Source organism: Bradyrhizobium sp. 21 (assembly GCF_023073335.1).
GTDB lineage: Bacteria > Pseudomonadota > Alphaproteobacteria > Rhizobiales > Xanthobacteraceae > Bradyrhizobium.
The window spans coordinates 314,341-332,623 of the sequence record NZ_JADPJG010000035.1; the positions used below are offsets into that span (position 1 = coordinate 314,341).

Here is an 18,283-nt window from a genome sequence, read left to right on the forward strand (position 1 = left end):
CGGTCAAGCCGGGGCATGACTGAGAATGGGAGGGGAGAATCGCCGATGACCAACACCGCCATGCTGCGTGCCTTCTGCGACGCGGTCGAGCAGCGCAACGGAAAGGCCTTCGCCGACCTCTTCACCGAGGACGGCGTCTATCACGACGTCTTCTACGGCGCCTTCGCCGGTCGCGAAAAGATCGCCGCGATGATCGACGACTGGTTCTATCGCACGGCGACCGATTTCCGCTGGGACATGCACGATCCCGTCACCGACGGCACCACGCTCTATGCGCGCTACACGTTCAGCTATCGCTCGACCTTGCCGGAGGCGAATGGCGCGCGGGCGATGTTCGAGGGCGTGGCGATCATGACGCTTCGCGACGGCAAGATCGTCAGCTATCACGAGGTCGCCAACACCGCGCCGGCCTTTGTCGATCTGAAGTTTGCGCCCGAGCGCATCGCCAAGATTGTCGCCAGGCAGGGCGCGGAATTGAAGGCGCGGCCGGAGATGACGCGGCATTTGGCCTGACGGCCTTGCGCTACGGCGGCGTGGGCTTCGCCATCGGCTTGCGCTGCGCCAGCGCCGCGACCGTGGCGGTACCGATCGGGCCCGCTTCGTCGTAGAGCCAGCATTCGCCGATCGCGACGCCGTCGGTGGCCTGGTGGTTCACCACATCAAAGCCGATCCAGTTCGTCACCGGCAGGCGGTGCAGATAGATCGTGACGTCGCTGTTGATGTAACCGAGCCCCTTGTCGCCGGCGTTCGCGAACGGGCTGGCGAAATCCGCGCCGGTGGCGACACGGACGAATGGCGTCATCGGCACGCCGGCGACGAGCTCGCGCACCTCGCTCATCCACAGTCGGCGCGGTCCGAGCGAGCCCATGTGGCCTACGATCGGGCGCGTCGTCCATTTGCCGTTCATTCCTAACCGCGGATCGGTCGGCTTGGGAATGTCGGCGGGCTTCGGCACGTCCCAGTTCGGCGGCGACCAGACATTGCCTTCAGGGTTCTGCGTTCGCCGCAGGAGCTGGCACGAGGCGCGCGCCATGCCGACGCCGCCGGAGAAGAACTCTGCTTCCACGACACGGATACGCATTCCGTCGCGCACGAGCCGCGTCGTCACTTCAATCGGCTTGTCGATCGTCGGCAGCCGAAACATGTCGACGGTGAGCCGGGCCGGCACGAATTCAGGGCCGGAATGGCGCTCCTCGATGGCGAAGCCGAGCAGGCCGATGATGACGCGTCCGTGCAGCGATTTCGGATCCCACGGACCGTTGGCGACTTCCGTCGGATGGAATGTATCGCCGTCGCGGGTGAAGAAAGGCATGTTTGTCATGACGCGCGAGATTGAAGGAACGTGCGGGGAAAGCAAGGGTGGCGAGAGCGTGCCTGCTCGCCACGACAACAGCTGTCATCGCCCGGCTTGACCGGGCGATCCAGTATTCCGAGACGGCAGTGATTGAACCGATGGGCCGCGGCGTACTGGATGCCCCGCCTTCGCGGGGCATGACAGCGCAATGTTAGGAGGCTGATTGCCACTCCTCTCGCACGCTGTCGTCGTGCTCGTTGCCCATTGCTGATGCCTTCGCAGCCTCAAACTCTTCGCGCGACATCAACCGCCCCATTGCCCACACCGCCGCACCCCGCACCAGCGGGCTCGCATCATCCAGCAATCGTAGCGCCTCCGCCGCCAACTCCGCCTCGCCGGAGTTGCCGATCGCAATCAGCACGTTGCGCAAAAAACGATCGCGGCCGATGCGCTTCACCGGCGACTTCGTGAACAGCGCCCGAAACGCCGCATCGTCGAGCCGTGACAACTCCGCAAGCGATGGCGCGCGCAGCTCGTCGCGCGCAGCAAGCTTCGCCTCGCGGCCCTCCTGCGCGAACTTGTTCCAGGGGCACGCCGCGAGACAATCGTCGCAGCCATAGATGCGGTTGCCGATGCTTTTGCGAAATTCGCGCGGAATCGGTCCCTTGTTCTCGATGGTGAGGTACGAGATGCAGCGCCGCGCATCGAGCTTGTAGGGCGCGGGAAAGGCCGCAGTCGGGCAGATGTCGAGACAGGCCCGGCACGTGCCGCAATGATCGATCTCGACGCCGTCGCGCGGCAGCTCCAGCGTGGTGTAGATCGCGCCGAGAAACAGCCACGAGCCGAATTCGCGCGAGACCAGATTGGTGTGCTTGCCCTGCCAGCCCAGATGCGCGGCTTGTGCGAGAGGCTTCTCCATCACCGCCGCGGTGTCGACGAACACTTTGACTTCCGATGGTGCGGTCGCCACCAGCCAGCGCGCCAGCGCCTTGAGGCGCTTCTTGATGATGTCGTGATAGTCGTCGCCCTGCGCATAGACCGAGATCGCCGCGCGCGTGCGCTGTTGCAGGATCGCGAGCGGATCCTGGTCGGGGCCGTAATTGACGCCGAGCATGATGACGCTGCGTACGTCCCGCCACAGCCCGCGCGGATCGACCCGGCGCTCCGGCTGCGCGGCGAGCCAGTCCATGTCGCCATGGCCGCCGGAGGCGATGAATTCGAGGAAATGCTTGCCGGCGCTTTCGATCGTGCCCGGCTCGGTGATGCCGATGCAGTCGAAGCCGAGCGCGCGTGCTTGGTGCGCAAGCGCCGTCTTCAGTCCGGTCGGATCGGAGTTCAGAAATCCAAATCCACGTAGGTCCGCGACGCCGGCACGCCCGCCAGCCATTCGCTCAGGAGCGGACGGAACGACGGGCGGGATTTCACTCGCGCGTACCACGCCTTTGCCGCGTCGTCCTCGCTCCATGGCACGTCGCCCAGATAGTCGATCGCCGAGAGATGCGCCGCGGCGGCGAGATCCGCGTAGGTGAGCCGGTCGCCGGCGAGGAAATTACGCGTCTGCGCCAGCCAGCCGATATAGGCCAGATGATAGCGCACGTTGGCCTTGGCGGCGCGCATCACGTCGGCCGAGGGCGGGCCACCGCCATTGTCCTCGCTCATGAACCGCTTGTAGATGCGCTCGGTGACGAGCGGGTGGGAGACTTCCTCGAAGAATTTTTCGTTGAACCAGGCCATCAGCCGGCGCACCTCGACGCGCTCGCCGATCGTGTCGGGCATCAGGCGCTTGGGTCCCATCTCGGCGCCATAGGCCTCGTCGACATATTCGGAGATGATCGCCGCGCCCGGGATCGGCGGCTGCTCGTCGTCCACCAGGACGGGCGTCGTGCCCGCCGCATTGAGCAGCAGAAATGCCTCACGCCGCTCCCAGCTGCGTTCTTCGACCAGCTTCAGGTCGAGCCCGTATTCTCCCGCGATCAGGCGGATGAACCGCGAATGCGGACAGAACGGATGATGAAACAACGTAAACATGAAGCCTTTGACTATTTGATGGTGCTTAAGAATCCATCAATGTTTGTGCGGCGCCACACTAGTCCTTCAAAACCGCGAGGCAAGGGTGCGACGCCGCATTTTGCGATTGCGGCATGGGGGGGAATAGGCGAGAAGAGCCCCGCTTTTCCAGCGGAAATGGACCGTAATATGTCAGATGCAATACGGGCAGTGATCCTCGGCATCATCGAGGGTGTGACCGAGTTCCTTCCCGTGTCCTCGACGGGCCACCTGCTCCTCGCGGAGCGCTTCTTCCATCTCGGCGAAGGTGCGTTCTGGGATTCGTTTACGGTTCTGATCCAGCTCGGCGCGATCCTTGCGATCGTCGTGTTGTACTTCAAGAAATTGTGGGACGTCGCGATCGGCATGTTCACAGGCGATCCCTATGCGCGTCGCTTCGTGATCGGCGTGCTGGTGGCGTTCCTGCCCGCTGTCGTCGTCGGTCTCGTCGCCGGAAAATACATCAAGAGCATGCTGTTCAATCCGTGGGTGGTGTGCTTTTCGCTGATCGTCGGCGGCGCCATCCTGCTCTGGGTTGACAAGCTCGATCTCAAGGCGCGCGAGCACGACGCCACCCGGTTTCCGCTGCTGATGTATCTCTACATCGGCATCGCGCAGTGCCTCGCGATGATCCCGGGCGTGTCGCGCTCCGGTGCGAGCATCGTGGCGGCGATGTTCCTGGGGGCCGACAAGCGCGCGGCGGCGGAGTTCTCGTTCTTCCTCGCCATTCCGACCATGATCGGCGCGTTCGCCTACGATTTCTACAAGAACCGCTCCGAGATGACGATGGACCACATGGGCATCGTGGCGATCGGCTTCGTGGTGTCGTTCATCACCGCGATCATCGTGGTGAAGGCGTTCCTCGGATATGTCACCCGGCACGGCTTCGTGGTGTTCGCCTGGTGGCGCGTCATCGTCGGCACGCTGGGCCTGATCGCGCTGGCGCTGGGGCGGTAGGGCGCTGCTCAACTTTTGAAGTGAACCCGGGCGGTGCTGCGCTCCCTCTCCCGCTTGCGGGGGAGGGTTGGGGTGGGGGTGCCTCCGCGAAGGGACTCCCCAAGAGGAGAAAGCCCTCACCCGATCGCTTCGCGATCGACCTCTCCCGCAAGCGGGAGAGGTGAAAAAGAGCGTTACGCGCTCTTGCGCTGGAACTGACCCGCCGCGCGGAAGCGCCAGAGATATTGCGGGGCGATCGCTTCCAGCGAGTCGGCGGCGACGCCCAGGCCTTCCAGCGTTAGCCCGGCGGCCTTCGCCGCGTCCGAAACCACATTGTCGCGCGCGAGCAGCGTGACCTGGTCCGGCGTCAGCTTCAGCGCGCCCGGCGCGAATTGCAGGAAGTTGGCCTTGAAGCGGGCCAGCCCGAACGGCAGCGGCACCAGCATCGGCTTGCGCTCGGCGATCGAGAGAATGGCCTCGATGATCTCGCGCATGGTCAGCACTTCCGGCCCGCCGAGTTCGTAGGTCGCGCCCGCCCTCGCCTTGCCGTCGACGGCATCCGCGATCGCGGTGGCGACGTCGCCGACATAGACCGGCTGCATCCGGGTACTCGCGCCGATCAGGGGCATCACCGGCGACATCCGCGCCAGCGCGGCGAAGCGGTTGGTGAACTGGTCCTCGGGACCGAACATCACGGAGGGGCGGAAGATCGTCGCCGAGGGCACCGCGGCCAGGACCGCGGCTTCGCCGGCCGCCTTGGCCTTGGCGTAGCGCGAGGGCGATTCCGGGTCGGCGCCGATCGCTGAGACATGCACCATCGTGGCACCGGCGGCGGCCGCTGCCTTGGCGATCGTCTCGGCGCCGTTGGCCTGGACGGCGTCGAACGTCTGCGCGCCGCCCTCGGCAAGGATGCCGACCAGATTGATCACGACATCCGAATCACGCAGTGCCGCCTCGACCGAGGCCGGATAGCGCACATTGGCTTGCACGGTGTGGACCTGGCCGACCTTGCCGGAGGGCTGGAGGTATCCGGCCAGCTCCGGCCGCCGCACCGCGACCCGGACCCGGTAATCGCGCCGGCACAGCGCGCGGACGACATTCCGGCCCAAAAACCCCGATCCGCCGAAAACCGTGACGAGAGTTTCCAGATTCGATGCCATGGGAGTCCATTCCTGCGGGAAGAGTGCGTGTTATCAGGCTTGTATCGGGCCGGTTTGCGATGCGCAATCGGCATCCCGAGCAGGGCTCAAGCATGAATTGACAACCGCGTCACCGAACCGTAGTAACCGCCTCCGTGCCCCAAACGGCATGCCCAGGTGGTGGAATTGGTAGACGCGCTGGCTTCAGGTGCCAGTGGCTTAACGGCCGTGAAGGTTCGAGTCCTTTCCTGGGCACCATCTTTTTCAGCAGCTCTTTGATGTGACGGCGGAATCGGCGCCAGGCCGGCGCTTCGTTGCCGTCCTGTCTCTGGCGCCGGCGCGCTCTGCGCCCCCTTCCTTCTCCGAGCGGACCAAACGCTCTTGAGCGGCGGCCAATTACGGTTTTGACCGTCCGGGGCCGCCCGGTTTCATCCGGCCAAACCCCCTCGATTGCACGATCCGAATTTACTCCACTTTAGACAAACTGCCCTAAGTCAGCGGCCAGGCTCGCATCCGGCGATCGGCGGGCACGCGGGAGCCATCGGGCTCGCTTTGTCGTGAGGGAAGCGGTGGATCAGCACCAGGTCTGGCACGAGCCGGCATTCGACAAGGTTGCGAACGCGATCAGCCCGTTCTTCCTGAGATCGGGAGTTTATCTGTTCCTGATCTCGTTCATTTGCCTGTTCTACGTCTTGAACGCGCCGCTTCTGCTCGGTCACTACGATCTGGGCTGGCATCTGACGGCCGGAGATGTGATCCGGGAACGCAGCGCGATCCCGCTGCAGGACCCCTGGTCGCTCACCCATGGCGACAAGCCGTGGTTCAATCTGTCCTGGCTGTGGGACGCACTTGCCAGTGCGACGTTTCAATACGCGGGCTTTGGCGGCCTCGTCCTGCTGACGGTGGCCTGTGGCGCAGCGATTGTCGGCACCCTGACGGCGATCTCGCTTGGCACCGGCGCGTCGGCGATCGCGGTTTGCATTTCGGTCTTCTTCGCCTGCCTGCTCTATCCCGCCTACGAGGCTTCGCCGAACATGTATCTCGCGGTGTCGCCGAATACATGCACGATGCTGTTCTGCGTCGTCTTCTACCGGGAATGCCTGCGACGAACGCGATGGTTCGTGCTTCCCGTGCTGATGGCGCTCTGGGCCAATCTGCACGGCGGTTTTCTGCTCGGCTTTTTCGTGATCGGCGTCTTCTTCGCCGTCGCCCTGCTGAGAGCGGCCTGGGCCGACCTCAGGATTTTTGCGCTCGCGGGAATCGGCTGCCTTGCCGCGACATTCGTCAATCCGCTCGGCTGGACGCTCTATGCCGGTGCCGCCGCGACGATGGGGCACTTCGTCCAGGCCAATATCGGCGAATGGAAGTCCTACTATTACAACATGGAAATGCCGGGCAGCCTTCCCGGCATTTTGTACATGCTGGCCTTCGTCGCGCTCGAGCTTCGCTTCAGGAATTCGAAACCGATCCCGCTCGAAGCGCGATTGATGTCGTGGCTGTTCCTGATCCTGGGAATGTATCAGTTCAGGTACATCGCCTTGTTCTTCATCTTCTCGACCGCGCCGATGGCGCTTCACCTCAGCCGCCTGCTGCCTCGGCGCCTCGCCGATCTCGACGTGCGGGGACCCTTGCTGGCCGCCGGCATCGTCGGTCTGTGCACGCTGCCGATGGCTTATCTGCGTGTCGCGCCGGCGCTCGCACTGCCGGAGATGCTGTCGGCTGAAGACGCCGGATATCTGCAGAAGCATTTTGCCGGTGCGCGGCTCGTGAACAATTGGAACGTCGGCGGCTATTTGATTTTTGGGACGCACGGCACCGTTCCTCCGTTCGTCGACGGCCGCGCCGCGACCGCCTATCCGGACGATCTGCTGCGCGACTATTTCAAGCTGGTGAGCTGGGAGGTCGACGACGCCGCGTGGGACATGGTGCTCGCCAAATACCGGATCGACGCCGTGCTGTGGGTCAGGACGCACGAACAGCTGCGGCGGTTTCTCGTGGAGCGGCGAGGCTGGCGCGAGCAATACACCGGCGCTTACGAGACCGTGTATGTCAGGCCCCAATCCGTTCCTGCCGGCGAAGCCAACAGACAATGACGATCAGCGCCGCAGCCCTGCCCGCCACCGCGCCCGCCCGCGAGGCCGAAGGCTTTGCGGCACGCTACGGCACCCTGTGCGCAGTGCTGCTGCTGGCTGCGGCGGTCCGGCTGCCGCTCGCGTTCTGGCCGAACATCGTTCACAACGACGAGATCTATCAATATCTGGAGCCGGCCTGGCGCCTGCTTGGCCATCAGGGCGTCGTGACCTGGGAATGGCGCGACGGCATTCGGAGCTGGTTTCTGCCGACCTTGTTCGCAGGGCCGGTCGCGCTCGGAGACTGGCTTGCGCCGGGCGGGTGGGGCGCCTTCGTCGTGCCGCGCCTGATGGTCGGGCTCGCCTCGCTGTCCATCGTCATGACCGCCTGGCATTTCGGCGAACGCATCTCCAGGTCGCATGCCGTCGTTGCGGCGTTTGCCGCCGCGGTGTGGTTCGAGCTGGTCTACTACGCGCCGCACACGCTGAGCGAACCGCTGGCGACGGCCGTGATCCTGCCGGCGGCTTATCTGCTGACGGGCGAACCCACGCGAAACCGGCTGTTCTCCGCAGGCGCATTGCTCGCTCTCGCCTGTGTCTGGCGCTTCCAATATGTGCCGGCTTGTGCGGTGTTTGCGCTGGCCGCGTGCTGGCGCGATCCGCGAAACGCGATGGTCCTGGTCGCGGGCGGATGCGTCGTCCTGGTGCTGTCTGGCGCCGTCGACGTGATCCACGGCTCATTGCCGTTTGCGTGGCTCGTCCGGAACATCCAGCTAAACCTCCTGCATGACCGCGCATCGGAATTCGGTGTCGCGCCGCCGGCCGCTTACATCCTGCAGGCTTCTATCGTGTGGTCGGGCACGACGCTGCTGCTGTTGTTGGCGCTCTGGCGCGGCTGGCGGCATGTCCCCCTGCTGATCGTCGCGGCCGTCGTGAACGTCGCGTTTCACAGCATGATCGTGCACAAGGAATACCGTTTCATTTTCCTGTCGATCGCCCTGCTGATCATCGCGGCGTCACTCGGCTCCGCCGATTGGGTGCAGATGATGCGCCGGCACAGCGCGTGGCGCTCCCGGGCGCTTCCCGTCGTCTGTGGCGGCTGGCTGCTGCTCTCGCTCGGTCTGTCGGGCGCGACGCTCATCATGCGTGACAATTGGATGCGCGGCACGGGCGAGGCCCAGTTGGCGGCGGCGCTCGAGGCCGATCCAGACGCCTGCGGTCTGGCCCTGTACAATACGCACGACCCGTTCTTGCCCGGGCGCGGGCAGCTCGCGGCCCGCCGTCCCGTCTATTCCTTTTATCCGGACGACCCTCTGGCCAAGGGACGACTTTCGGCTCTGGTGAAAACGCACCAGGCCGAGTTCAACCGCATCATCAGCCCGGTGAATCTGGCAGGCGAATTGCCGGCGGACTTCTCGCAACGCAGTTGCGCGATGATGAGCGATGCGAAGCCAGCCTGCGTCTTCGTGCGGCGCGGCGCGTGCGAGGCGGGCAGCAGCCCCTTCGGCATCAACGACGTGCTGATGCGCCTGAACTACTAGAGCGTTTTCGAGCGAAGTGGCTACCGGTTCGCGTTAAGAAAACGCGAAAACAAGAATCTAGAGCCTTTCCGATTCGGAAAGGCTCTAGCCGCGCCCAATGCTTGCGCCGGCGGCTGCCAGCGGATACATCGCGGCCGGCCCTCGCCAGCGTCTGTCCCGGGTATTAGCCTGCCGAAGCGCACCGATTCGATTGAGGTTTGAAACGCCATGACCGTACGCCTGCACCGCGGCGACCTGCCCGACCTGTCCCGCTACACCGGAGCGGTGGCGATCGACACCGAGACCATGGGCCTGAACCCGCATCGCGACCGGCTCTGCGTGGTGCAGCTCTCGCCCGGCGACGGCAGCGCCGACGTGGTGCAGATCCCGAAGGGGCATACCGACGCGCCGAACCTGAAGGCCCTGCTGGCCAATCCCGCGATCACGAAGATCTTCCACTTTGCGCGGTTCGACGTCGCGGTGCTGTACCAGACGTTTGGTGTCATGACCGGGCCGATCTACTGCACCAAGATCGCTTCCCGCCTGATCCGCACCTATACCGACCGCCATGGCCTCAAGGACCTCGTGCGCGAGGTGCTCAATGTCGATCTCTCCAAGCAGCAGCAATCGAGCGATTGGGGTTCCGACAGCCTGACCGAGCCGCAGCTCGCCTACGCCGCTTCCGACGTGCTGCATCTGCATGCCTTGCGCGAGCGGCTCGATGCCATGCTGGCGCGGGAAGGCCGCACCGCGCTGGCAAAAGCCTGTTTCGACTTCCTGCCGACCCGCGCCCTGCTCGACCTCCAGGGCTGGGCCGAAGAGGACATTTTTGCGCATTCGTAGGGTGTCGGCCGGCGGCCAGGTTACGGCGATCGCCCCGTTTCGGACACTTTCGTAACGGCCTGTCGCTGGCTGCATATTTTGGCGTTGCCGGCTACAATGGGGCCACCTTCGACCGGACAAGGCGACACCTCAGGAGCCCAGGTGAATTCGGCCCAGAATCCCACCTATGACGCCGCGCTTGCGGCGAAGTTCGCCGGCGCGGCACGCCACAGCCGGCTGGTGCGGATTCTGCGCATCGCGGTGCCGGCGACGGTGGCCGTGGCCATGGCTGCGATCGTCGCCGTCTCGACCTTCCTCAATCCGTTCCAGATTCCCGTAAAACTCGACGCCGGAAATCTCGTGGTGACGGGCACCAAGATCACGATGGAATCGCCGCATATGTCCGGCTTCACCCCGGATCAACGGCCCTACGAGCTCTGGGCCAAGACCGCGACGCAGGACATCACCGACCCCGATCATGTCGATCTCCATGATTTGCGCGCGAAAGTGCTGATGGAAGACCAATCGCTCCTGTTCCTCGATGCCCGCACCGGAAGGTTCGACAACAAGCAGCAGCAGCTCGACCTGCACAAGGACATCTTCCTGCGCACCTCGACCGGTTACGAGGCGCGGCTGAACTCGGCCTTCGTCGACATGGGCAAGGGCACGGTCTCGTCGGACGAGCATGTCGACGTCAAGCTGACCAACGGCACGCTCACGGCCGATCGGCTGCGCATCACGGAAGGCGGCGACGTCATCCGCTTCGAGGGCAATGTGGTGATGCATCTCGACAAGCTGGACGACCCTGTCGCCGCTCAGCCTGCGCCGGTCGAGCCCGCACCGCCGCCGCCGAAGTCCAAGAACAAATCTGCCAATTCAAAGTGATTTTCATGATCAGGTTTTTTCCGCGTAACGATGCCAAGTGGCGCGCCTTCCTCGGTGCGGCCTTGCTTGTCCTGGGGATCACGCTGGTCACAACGGCTTCGGGACTCGCGCAAGCCGTGACGCAGGGCGTGCCCAACGCAATGCAAGGCTTCTCGCAGAATCGCGATCAGCCGATCCAGATCGAGGCTGCCTCGCTCGAGATGCGCGACAAGAAGAAGGAGGCGACCTTCTCCGGCAATGTGAAGGTCATCCAGGGGGACACCACCATGACCTCGAAGACGCTGGTGGTGTTCTACGAATCGGGTGGCGGCGACAAGCCGGCAACGCCGCAGCCCGCGCCAGCCAAGGGCGCTAAGTCGGCGCCGATGCAGTCGGCGCAGCCGGGGCCGGGCGGCAGCTCGTCGATCAAGCGGCTGGAAGCGCACGGCAATGTCGTGGTCACCCAGAAGGACCAGGTGGTGACAGGCGAGACCGCCGTGTTCGACACCAAAACCAACCTCATCACCATGCTCGGCGGTGGCTCGGGCCAAGTGGTTCTGACGCAGTGCAAGAACGTCATGCGTGGCGACCGGCTGAAAGTCGACATGACGACCGGCGTGTCGCGGGTGGAATCCGACACCGGCCGGGTTCAGGTCCTGCTGCCGCAGGGCGCCGGCAACGATTGCGGATCGGGTAGTCCCGCCGCTCCGGCCAAGCCCGGCATAGGCTCGCCGCTGCAATTGCCCGGTGTCGGTAAAAAGTAACTTCCAGGCGCGATTTCAACGGCTTGAGCTGGATGCTCCCGATCCGAGGTTGAAGCTTGCCTGGCGAGACTGTATCTAGCGCCAAGGGCTTTCGAAAAGGGCTTTCGAAGCGGGGTCCGCCGCTTTTCGGGCGTGTTTCACTGGGCATGAGACATCCCTTCACTCATGCTGTGTCGGCGAATCGAAAAGCCGGTGCGGCAGATCGCGCGGGTATCGCGCAGGATCACCTTGGAAGGCTAGAAGGCGGGGATGGTCGATCTCTTCAGCATGTTCCGTCGGCGCCCCGCCAAGCGCGGCCGGCCAGGATTTGCGCGTCAGGACATCACCGCGCTCGGTGACAGCGTCGGCGGTCTGGTGACCAGCCCGGTGCGGGATGCGCCGCCGATTGCCCGTGACCAGCCCATGCAGGCCTCTGACCCGTACGGCCTCGAGGCTCCCCAGCGGCCGCGGCAGGCGGCGGCTCAGCCGCCCAAAGCTGTCGCCACAGCCAGGCCCAATGGCGCCGGCGGGCCCCAGCTTCTGAAGCGGCCGGGCTTCCTGGCTGTGCATAGCGTGGAAAAGAGTTTCGGCAGCCGCCAGGTCGTGCGCGGGGTCAGCATCTATGTGCGCCGCGGCGAAGCCGTCGGTCTGCTGGGTCCGAACGGCGCCGGCAAGACCACCGTGTTCTACATGATCACCGGCCTGATCAAGGCCGACCGCGGCGCGATCGAGCTCGACGGCCACGACGTCACCAAGCTGCCGATGTATCAGCGCGCGCGCCTCGGCATCGGCTATCTGCCGCAGGAGGCCTCGATCTTCCGCGGCCTCACCGTCGAGCAGAACATCCGCGCCGTGCTCGAAGTGGTGGAACCCTCGCGCAAGAAGCGCGAGCAGCAGCTGGACTCGCTGCTCGACGAATTCAACATCACGCGCCTGCGAAAATCGCCGTCGATCGCGCTGTCAGGCGGTGAGCGCCGCCGCGTCGAGATCGCGCGCGCGCTGGCGACGCGTCCGAACTACATGCTGCTCGACGAGCCCTTTGCCGGCATCGATCCGATCGCGGTCGGCGACATCCAGGACCTCGTCCGCCATCTCACCAATCGCGGCATCGGCGTGCTGATCACCGACCACAACGTTCGGGAGACGCTGGGCCTCACCGATCGCGCCTACATCGTCTATGCCGGTGAAATCTTGACGGAGGGGAGCCCGGATGAGATCGTCGCCGATCCCGACGTTCGCCGGCTTTACCTTGGCGAGGAATTCCGCCTCTAGCCCTTTTTTCCCATTCGTCAAGCCGTGTACATCAGTCTGAGAGTAGGATAAGCAAAAATCGGACCAACTTTTTGGGATCGGTTCTTGCTTCATGGCGCTCACGCAGAGATTAGAGTTCCGACAATCGCAGTCGCTGGTCATGACGCCGCAGTTGATGCAGGCGATCAAGCTGCTGCAATTGTCCAATCTCGATCTCACGACCTTCGTGGAAGAGGAACTGGAGCGGAACCCGCTGCTGGAGCGGGCTAACGACGAGCCGCCGGCGGGCGAGGGCCCGGCCGAGGCCGGCCCGTACGGCGATTCCGACGGTGGCCACAACGATGAGCCGGGCGGCGGTCCGGGCGAGGCGTTCGAGCCGGGCCAGGAAGAATGGATGAGCAAGGATCTCGGCAGCCGCGCCGAGATCGAGCAGACCCTGGACACGGGCCTGGACAACGTCTTCTCCGAGGAACCCGCCGAGGCGGCCGCGCGCAACGCACAGGATGTGGCGCCGACCACCTATACCGAATGGGGTGGCGGCGCCTCCAGCGACGAGGACTACAATCTCGAAGCCTTCGTCGCTGCGGAAACCACGCTCGGCGACCATCTCGCCGAGCAGCTCTCGGTTGCCTTCACCGGGCCGGCGCAGCGCATGATCGGCCAGTATTTGATCGATCTGGTCGACGAGGCCGGCTATCTGCCGCCGGATCTCGGCCAGGCCGCCGAACGGCTTGGCGCATCGCAAGCGGACGTCGAGAACGTCCTTGCCGTGCTGCAAAAATTCGATCCGCCCGGCGTCTGCGCGCGCAATTTGAGCGAATGCCTGGCGATCCAGCTCCGCGAACTCGACCGCTACGATCCCGCGATGCAGGCCTTGGTCGAGCATCTCGATCTGCTGGCCAGGCGCGACGTCGGGGCCTTGCGCAAGCTCTGCGGCGTCGACGACGAGGACATCGCCGACATGATCGGCGAGATCCGCCGGCTCAATCCCAAGCCCGGCATGAAATTCGGCTCGGCGCGTATGCAGACCATGGTGCCGGACGTCTATGTCCGCCCGGGCCCGGACGGCGGCTGGCATGTCGAGCTCAACAGCGACACCTTGCCGCGCGTGCTGGTCAACCAGACCTACTATTCGCAACTGTCGAAGAAGATCGGCAAGGACGGCGACAAGTCGTATTTCACCGACGCGCTGCAGAACGCGACCTGGCTGGTGCGCGCGCTCGATCAGCGCGCCCGCACCATCCTGAAAGTCGCGACCGAGATCGTGCGCCAGCAGGACGGCTTCTTCACCCATGGCGTGGCGCATCTGCGGCCGCTGAATCTGAAAGCCGTCGCCGACGCCATCCAGATGCATGAATCCACGGTGTCGCGCGTCACCGCCAACAAATACATGGCGACCAATCGCGGCACGTTCGAGCTGAAATATTTCTTCACGGCCTCGATCGCCTCGGCCGACGGCGGCGAGGCGCATTCCGCCGAAGCCGTGCGTCACCACATCAAGCAGCTGATCGATTCGGAAGCGCCGGCTGCGATCCTGTCGGACGACACCATCGTGGAACGCTTGCGCGCCTCGGGCATTGACATTGCCCGCCGCACGGTCGCGAAGTACCGCGAAGCCATGCGCATTCCGTCCTCGGTGCAACGCCGCCGCGACAAGCAGAGCGCTCTTGGTAACGTCATCTCCACCGCAATGTCCGATCGCTCCCGCAACACCGAGCTGGCCTGATTGCGCTGGCGCGAAATCGCGCTAGTCTCGATCTCTTATCGAGGCCGATCCAAGCTAGGCACTTGAACCAAGCGAGGCATCACATGACTCTCAGAATCTCGGGAAAGAGCGTCAGCGTCGGCGAGGCCCTGCGCGGCCGCGTTTCCGACCGGACCGAAGAGGTCCTGCGTAAATATTTCGACGGCAACTATTCCGGGCACATCACGCTCAGCAAGGACGGCTTCGGCTTCCGCACCGACTGTGCGCTGCACCTCGATTCGGGAATTACGCTGGAGGCCGATTCGAACGCGCCGGACGCCTATGCCAGCGCCGACCAGGCGCTGGTGATGATCGAGAAGCGGCTCAAGCGCTACAAGAGCCGGCTCAAGGACCGCTCCGCCCGCAAGGCCCATGTCGCCTCCGCCGCGCTCGCCGCCATGGATGCCACGAGCTACGTGCTGGAAGCGCCGGGCGAGGGTGAGGACGAGGACGAGGTCACCGGCTACAGCCCCGTGATCATCGCCGAAGCCACCACTTCCCTGAAGCAGCTTTCGGTGAGCGAGGCCGTCATGGAACTCGACCTCAGCGGGGCACCCTGCTTGGTATTCCAGCATGGTTCTTCGGGCCGGGTGAACATCATCTACCGCCGGGCCGACGGCAATGTGGGCTGGATCGACCCGCCCGGCGGCAAATCGGGCGGTTAGGCCCGCGCAAGCGATCCCCCGTAGCATCCGCAGGTCTTAACAATGACCGTGGCAAAGCCGCACGCGGGAGTTGGCACCGGGATTGCGTTGGAGTAGAAGCGCCCCACATCAGGACCGGGGCTAAGTCCGCCTCCTGCTTCATGTTATTGACGCCGGCCCAACTTGGTCTACCAAGAAGGCCAATTCGGAACCTGACGGTTTAATTCACCTCGGAAACCTTCCATGCCGATTACCGATCTGGTCGCACCCGAGGCGATTCTCCCGGCATTGAAGGTCAACAGCAAGAAGCAGGCGCTCCAGGAGCTCGCCGCCAAGGCGGCCGAGCTGACCGGCCAGAACGAGCGCTCCGTGTTCGAGGTGCTGCTGCAGCGTGAGAAGCTCGGCACCACCGCGGTCGGCTACGGCGTCGCCATTCCCCACGGCAAGCTGCCCAAGCTGGAAAAGATCTTCGGCCTGTTCGCGCGTCTCGATCGCCCGATCGATTTCGAATCGATGGACGGCCAGCCGGTCGATCTCGTCTTCCTGCTGCTCGCCCCCGAGGGCGCCGGCGCCGATCACCTCAAGGCGCTCGCCCGCATCGCCCGCCTGCTGCGCGACCAGGACATCGCCAAGAAGCTCCGCGCCTCGCGCGATGCCCAGGCGATCTATTCGGTGCTGGCGCTGCCGCCGGCGACCGCGGCGTAATCCGTCATTGCTGACTGCGAGAGAGCGCGCGTCGTAACTCGCTCTCGTGCCCCGGACGCAGCGCAGCGTCTCTTCGACGATGCGCTGCAGAGCCGGGGCCCATGTCGCCACATTGTGCCTGTTGCTGTCTGGGTCCCGGCTCTGCGCGGCAGCGTTGCACGCTGCAGCGCGTCCGGGACAGAGTTTAGCACGCCGTAGCTTCACACTCCGTCATTGCGAGCGCAGCGAAGCAATCCAGAATCTTTCCGCGGAGGGACTCTGGATTGCTTCGCTACACTCGCAACGACGATGCGGAAACATCATCGCACAAAATAAAACGGGCACGCCTTCCTTCGAGGGCGTGCCCGCTTGAAACTCTATTCGTGCGCAAAGCGCGTGCGCTCAGTGCACGCTCATCGCTTGCAGCTCGTTGCTCCAGGCGTTGGCTATCGCGGCTTCGCGGCTGTCGGTCAGCATGATCGGCGTGCCGTCGGCGGCGTGGAGCGCGAAGAGCTTGAGGCCCGGCGCGATCTTCGGCGCTTCGGGAAACAGGCCCGGCACGTCTTCGGAACGGATCTGCTTCACATAGGCGATATGACCTTCGCCGAGGCTTGCCAGCGTCTCGGGCGAGACGCTCTTGGCTTCGTATTCGAACGCAACGTGACCTTCACTCATGGTCTCGACTCCTCTGGAACACTAAGCGGTCGAGTCCGCTACTCGTTCCATTATTCGTGCTCATTGATAGCGATTGTCTTAACGATCCTCTCCGGTTCAGGCCGGGCAAGATCGACCGACAACAGCCCGTTTTTCAGATCCGCACCCAGCACCAGCATCCCCTCCGCCAGCACGAAGGTGCGCTGGAAGTGGCGCGCGGCGATGCCGCGATGGATGTATTGCCGGGTCTTGTCGTCCTGCTGCCGCCCGCGAATCACGAGCTGGTTTTCCTCAATGGTTACATCGAGTTGGTCGCGGGTGAATCCGGCGACCGCCAGCGTGATCCGCAGCCGCTCGGGTTGGCCGTCGGACCGGTCGCACCTCTCGATATTGTAGGGAGGGTAACCGTCGGCGCCTTTGACGACGCGGTCGAGCACGCGCTCGATCTCGTCGAAGCCCAGAAGGAACGGACTGGAAAGCGTGGGAACACGAGACATAGTTTACAAAGTCCTCTCGAAGCGACTTTGGTGCATCAGGGCCCGTCAAGGCACCCCTTGATCAGCAATATGGGCATAACACTGTGTCGGTTCAAGCAGGTAGCGGGAGTGCCGGGGCCCGCACGCGTGCGTCCCGGCCATGCACAAGCTGTCTTGCGGCATCGAGAACATGAACGCCTGCGACAAGCCCGGCACAACGAATCTGCGGGCGATTTATCTCAATGAAAACAACCCCCCTTCTACTGTGCATGGGGTTGTTTTCGCGCTTTTTGTTGGCTGGCCCTTCGGAACCGGTCAGGCCTCGAGCCGCGTCCGTCCGTCGCCGCTGAAAAGATGCAGCTTTTGGCGCAGCGCTGCGACACGGATCCTCGCACCGATCGGTGGCGCCTCGGAGCCCGGAATCCGGACGATGACCTCGCCCGGCGGCAGCTCGCCGGGCGTGGCGGCGACGCGCTGCTCGTCCTGATCGCGCGCGCCGTAGACGAAGGTCTCCGCGCCGACGCGCTCGATCGCTTCCACGGTCAGCGGCAGTGCGATCCCGCCGGCCGGGGTCTGGTCGGTGATGACGAAATCCTCGGGGCGGATGCCGAGGATACCGGCCTCGGTGCTGCCGAGCTGCGATTTGATCTCGTCGGCGCGGGTCGGCATCAGATTCATCGGCGGTGCGCCGATGAAGGAGGCGACGAAGGTCGTCGCCGGCTTCTCGTAGATCGCCAAGGGATTGCCGATCTGCTCGACCTCGCCGCCGTTCATCACCACCAGCACGTCGGCGAGCGTCATTGCCTCGAGCTGGTCGTGGGTGACATAGATCGACGTGGTGTTGAGCCGGCGCTGCAATTTGCGGATCTCGACGCGCATCGCGATGCGCAGCTTTGCGTCGAGATTCGACAGCGGCTCGTCGAATAGGAACACCTTTGGCTGGCGCACGATGGCGCGGCCCATGGCGACGCGCTGGCGCTGGCCGCCGGAGAGCTGGCGCGGCTTGCGCTCCAGCATCGGCGTCAGCTCGAGCACGCGCGCGGCTTCGTCGACGCGGGTCTTGACCTCGGCCTCCTTCATGCCGCGGTTGCGCAAGCCGTAGGCCATGTTGTTGAAAACGCTCATATGCGGATAGAGCGCGTAGTTCTGGAACACCATCGCGATGTCGCGGTCGGCGGGCTCGACCTGGTTGACGACACGGCCGCCGATGTCGATCTCGCCGCCGGTGACGGTCTCGAGCCCCGCGACCATGCGCAGCAGGGTCGACTTGCCGCAGCCGGAGGGACCGACCAGCACGCAGAACTGGCCGTCGGCGACATCGACGTTGACGCCCTTGATGGCCTCGAAGCCGCCGGGATAGGTCTTGCGGACGTTGCGCAGGGTGACGTTAGCCATGA

At 64.4% G+C, this 18,283-nt stretch carries 18 protein-coding genes and 1 tRNA gene; 12 read left to right on the forward strand and 7 right to left on the reverse strand.

Features of this window, described 5'->3' with window-relative positions:
* Positions 1-45: 45 nt before the first annotated feature.
* The gene (locus tag IVB31_RS30165) at positions 46-513 is read left to right on the forward strand and encodes a nuclear transport factor 2 family protein (protein WP_247331421.1); all 468 of its coding nucleotides are present in this window, start codon (positions 46-48) and stop codon (positions 511-513) included.
* 10 nt (positions 514-523) lie between these two features.
* Here IVB31_RS30165 and IVB31_RS30170 read toward each other — a convergent pair whose 3' ends face one another.
* From IVB31_RS30170 to IVB31_RS30180, 3 genes are all read right to left on the reverse strand, one after another.
* A complete protein-coding gene (locus IVB31_RS30170) occupies positions 524-1,321 on the reverse strand; it encodes an acyl-CoA thioesterase domain-containing protein (RefSeq protein WP_247331423.1) in 798 nt (265 codons plus the stop codon).
* Positions 1,322-1,505: 184 nt separating this feature from the next.
* Positions 1,506-2,681, reverse strand: a complete 1,176-nt coding sequence (gene queG / locus IVB31_RS30175; protein WP_247331425.1) for a tRNA epoxyqueuosine(34) reductase QueG — start codon at positions 2,679-2,681, stop codon at positions 1,506-1,508.
* Positions 2,630-3,322: a glutathione S-transferase family protein gene (locus IVB31_RS30180; protein WP_247331428.1), complete on the reverse strand. Its 693-nt coding sequence runs from the start codon at positions 3,320-3,322 to the stop codon at positions 2,630-2,632. The genes queG and IVB31_RS30180 overlap by 52 nt, the downstream gene beginning before the upstream one ends.
* A 168-nt stretch (positions 3,323-3,490) precedes the next feature.
* On the opposite strand from IVB31_RS30180, the gene IVB31_RS30185 reads away from it, so the two are divergent.
* Positions 3,491-4,297, forward strand: a complete 807-nt coding sequence (locus tag IVB31_RS30185; RefSeq protein ID WP_247331431.1) for an undecaprenyl-diphosphate phosphatase — start codon at positions 3,491-3,493, stop codon at positions 4,295-4,297.
* A 173-nt stretch (positions 4,298-4,470) separates the two neighbouring features.
* On the opposite strand, the gene IVB31_RS30190 is transcribed toward IVB31_RS30185, so the two are convergent.
* Positions 4,471-5,436, reverse strand: a complete 966-nt coding sequence (locus IVB31_RS30190) for a complex I NDUFA9 subunit family protein (protein ID WP_247331433.1) — start codon at positions 5,434-5,436, stop codon at positions 4,471-4,473.
* Between the two features lie 150 nt (positions 5,437-5,586).
* Here IVB31_RS30190 and IVB31_RS30195 point away from each other — a divergent pair.
* From IVB31_RS30195 to ptsN, 10 genes are all read left to right on the forward strand, one after another.
* A tRNA-Leu gene (locus IVB31_RS30195) sits at positions 5,587-5,673 on the forward strand.
* Positions 5,674-5,984: 311 nt separating this feature from the next.
* Positions 5,985-7,508, forward strand: coding sequence for a hypothetical protein (locus tag IVB31_RS30200; RefSeq protein ID WP_247331435.1), 1,524 nt, complete (start codon positions 5,985-5,987; stop codon positions 7,506-7,508).
* Positions 7,505-9,025 (forward strand): 4-amino-4-deoxy-L-arabinose transferase, encoded by a 1,521-nt coding sequence (locus IVB31_RS30205; RefSeq protein WP_247331437.1) that lies wholly within the window; start codon positions 7,505-7,507, stop codon positions 9,023-9,025. Before IVB31_RS30200 ends, IVB31_RS30205 begins: the two co-directional genes overlap by 4 nt.
* A 207-nt stretch (positions 9,026-9,232) precedes the next feature.
* Positions 9,233-9,847 (forward strand): ribonuclease D, encoded by a 615-nt coding sequence (locus IVB31_RS30210; RefSeq protein ID WP_247331439.1) that lies wholly within the window; start codon positions 9,233-9,235, stop codon positions 9,845-9,847.
* A 141-nt stretch (positions 9,848-9,988) separates the two neighbouring features.
* On the forward strand, positions 9,989-10,711 hold the full coding sequence (gene lptC / locus IVB31_RS30215; RefSeq protein ID WP_247331442.1) for an LPS export ABC transporter periplasmic protein LptC: 723 nt from the start codon (positions 9,989-9,991) through the stop codon (positions 10,709-10,711).
* A 5-nt stretch (positions 10,712-10,716) separates the two neighbouring features.
* Complete coding sequence (locus IVB31_RS30220) at positions 10,717-11,454, forward strand: LptA/OstA family protein (RefSeq protein ID WP_247331444.1); 738 nt, start codon at positions 10,717-10,719, stop codon at positions 11,452-11,454.
* A gap of 249 nt (positions 11,455-11,703) precedes the next feature.
* Entirely contained in the window at positions 11,704-12,705 is a 1,002-nt protein-coding gene (gene lptB / locus IVB31_RS30225) for an LPS export ABC transporter ATP-binding protein (RefSeq protein WP_247331446.1), read from the forward strand.
* A gap of 91 nt (positions 12,706-12,796) precedes the next feature.
* Positions 12,797-14,410 (forward strand): RNA polymerase factor sigma-54, encoded by a 1,614-nt coding sequence (rpoN, locus tag IVB31_RS30230; protein WP_247331449.1) that lies wholly within the window; start codon positions 12,797-12,799, stop codon positions 14,408-14,410.
* Positions 14,411-14,493: 83 nt separating this feature from the next.
* The gene (raiA, locus tag IVB31_RS30235) at positions 14,494-15,093 is read left to right on the forward strand and encodes a ribosome-associated translation inhibitor RaiA (protein WP_247331451.1); all 600 of its coding nucleotides are present in this window, start codon (positions 14,494-14,496) and stop codon (positions 15,091-15,093) included.
* 222 nt (positions 15,094-15,315) lie between these two features.
* Entirely contained in the window at positions 15,316-15,777 is a 462-nt protein-coding gene (gene ptsN / locus IVB31_RS30240; protein WP_027514736.1) for a PTS IIA-like nitrogen regulatory protein PtsN, read from the forward strand.
* Between the two features lie 381 nt (positions 15,778-16,158).
* On the opposite strand, the gene IVB31_RS30245 is transcribed toward ptsN, so the two are convergent.
* The 3 genes from IVB31_RS30245 to IVB31_RS30255 all read right to left on the reverse strand — a co-directional run bounded on the left by IVB31_RS30245 (position 16,159) and on the right by IVB31_RS30255 (position 18,281).
* Complete coding sequence (locus IVB31_RS30245; protein WP_247331453.1) at positions 16,159-16,431, reverse strand: DUF1150 domain-containing protein; 273 nt, start codon at positions 16,429-16,431, stop codon at positions 16,159-16,161.
* A gap of 50 nt (positions 16,432-16,481) precedes the next feature.
* Positions 16,482-16,907 (reverse strand): Hsp20 family protein, encoded by a 426-nt coding sequence (locus IVB31_RS30250; RefSeq protein WP_014438749.1) that lies wholly within the window; start codon positions 16,905-16,907, stop codon positions 16,482-16,484.
* Between the two features lie 294 nt (positions 16,908-17,201).
* Positions 17,202-18,281 carry a sn-glycerol-3-phosphate import ATP-binding protein UgpC gene (locus IVB31_RS30255; RefSeq protein WP_247331455.1) on the reverse strand — a complete coding sequence of 360 codons (1,080 nt, stop codon included), beginning with the start codon at positions 18,279-18,281 and terminating at the stop codon, positions 17,202-17,204.
* Between the last annotated feature and the right edge of the window lie 2 nt (positions 18,282-18,283).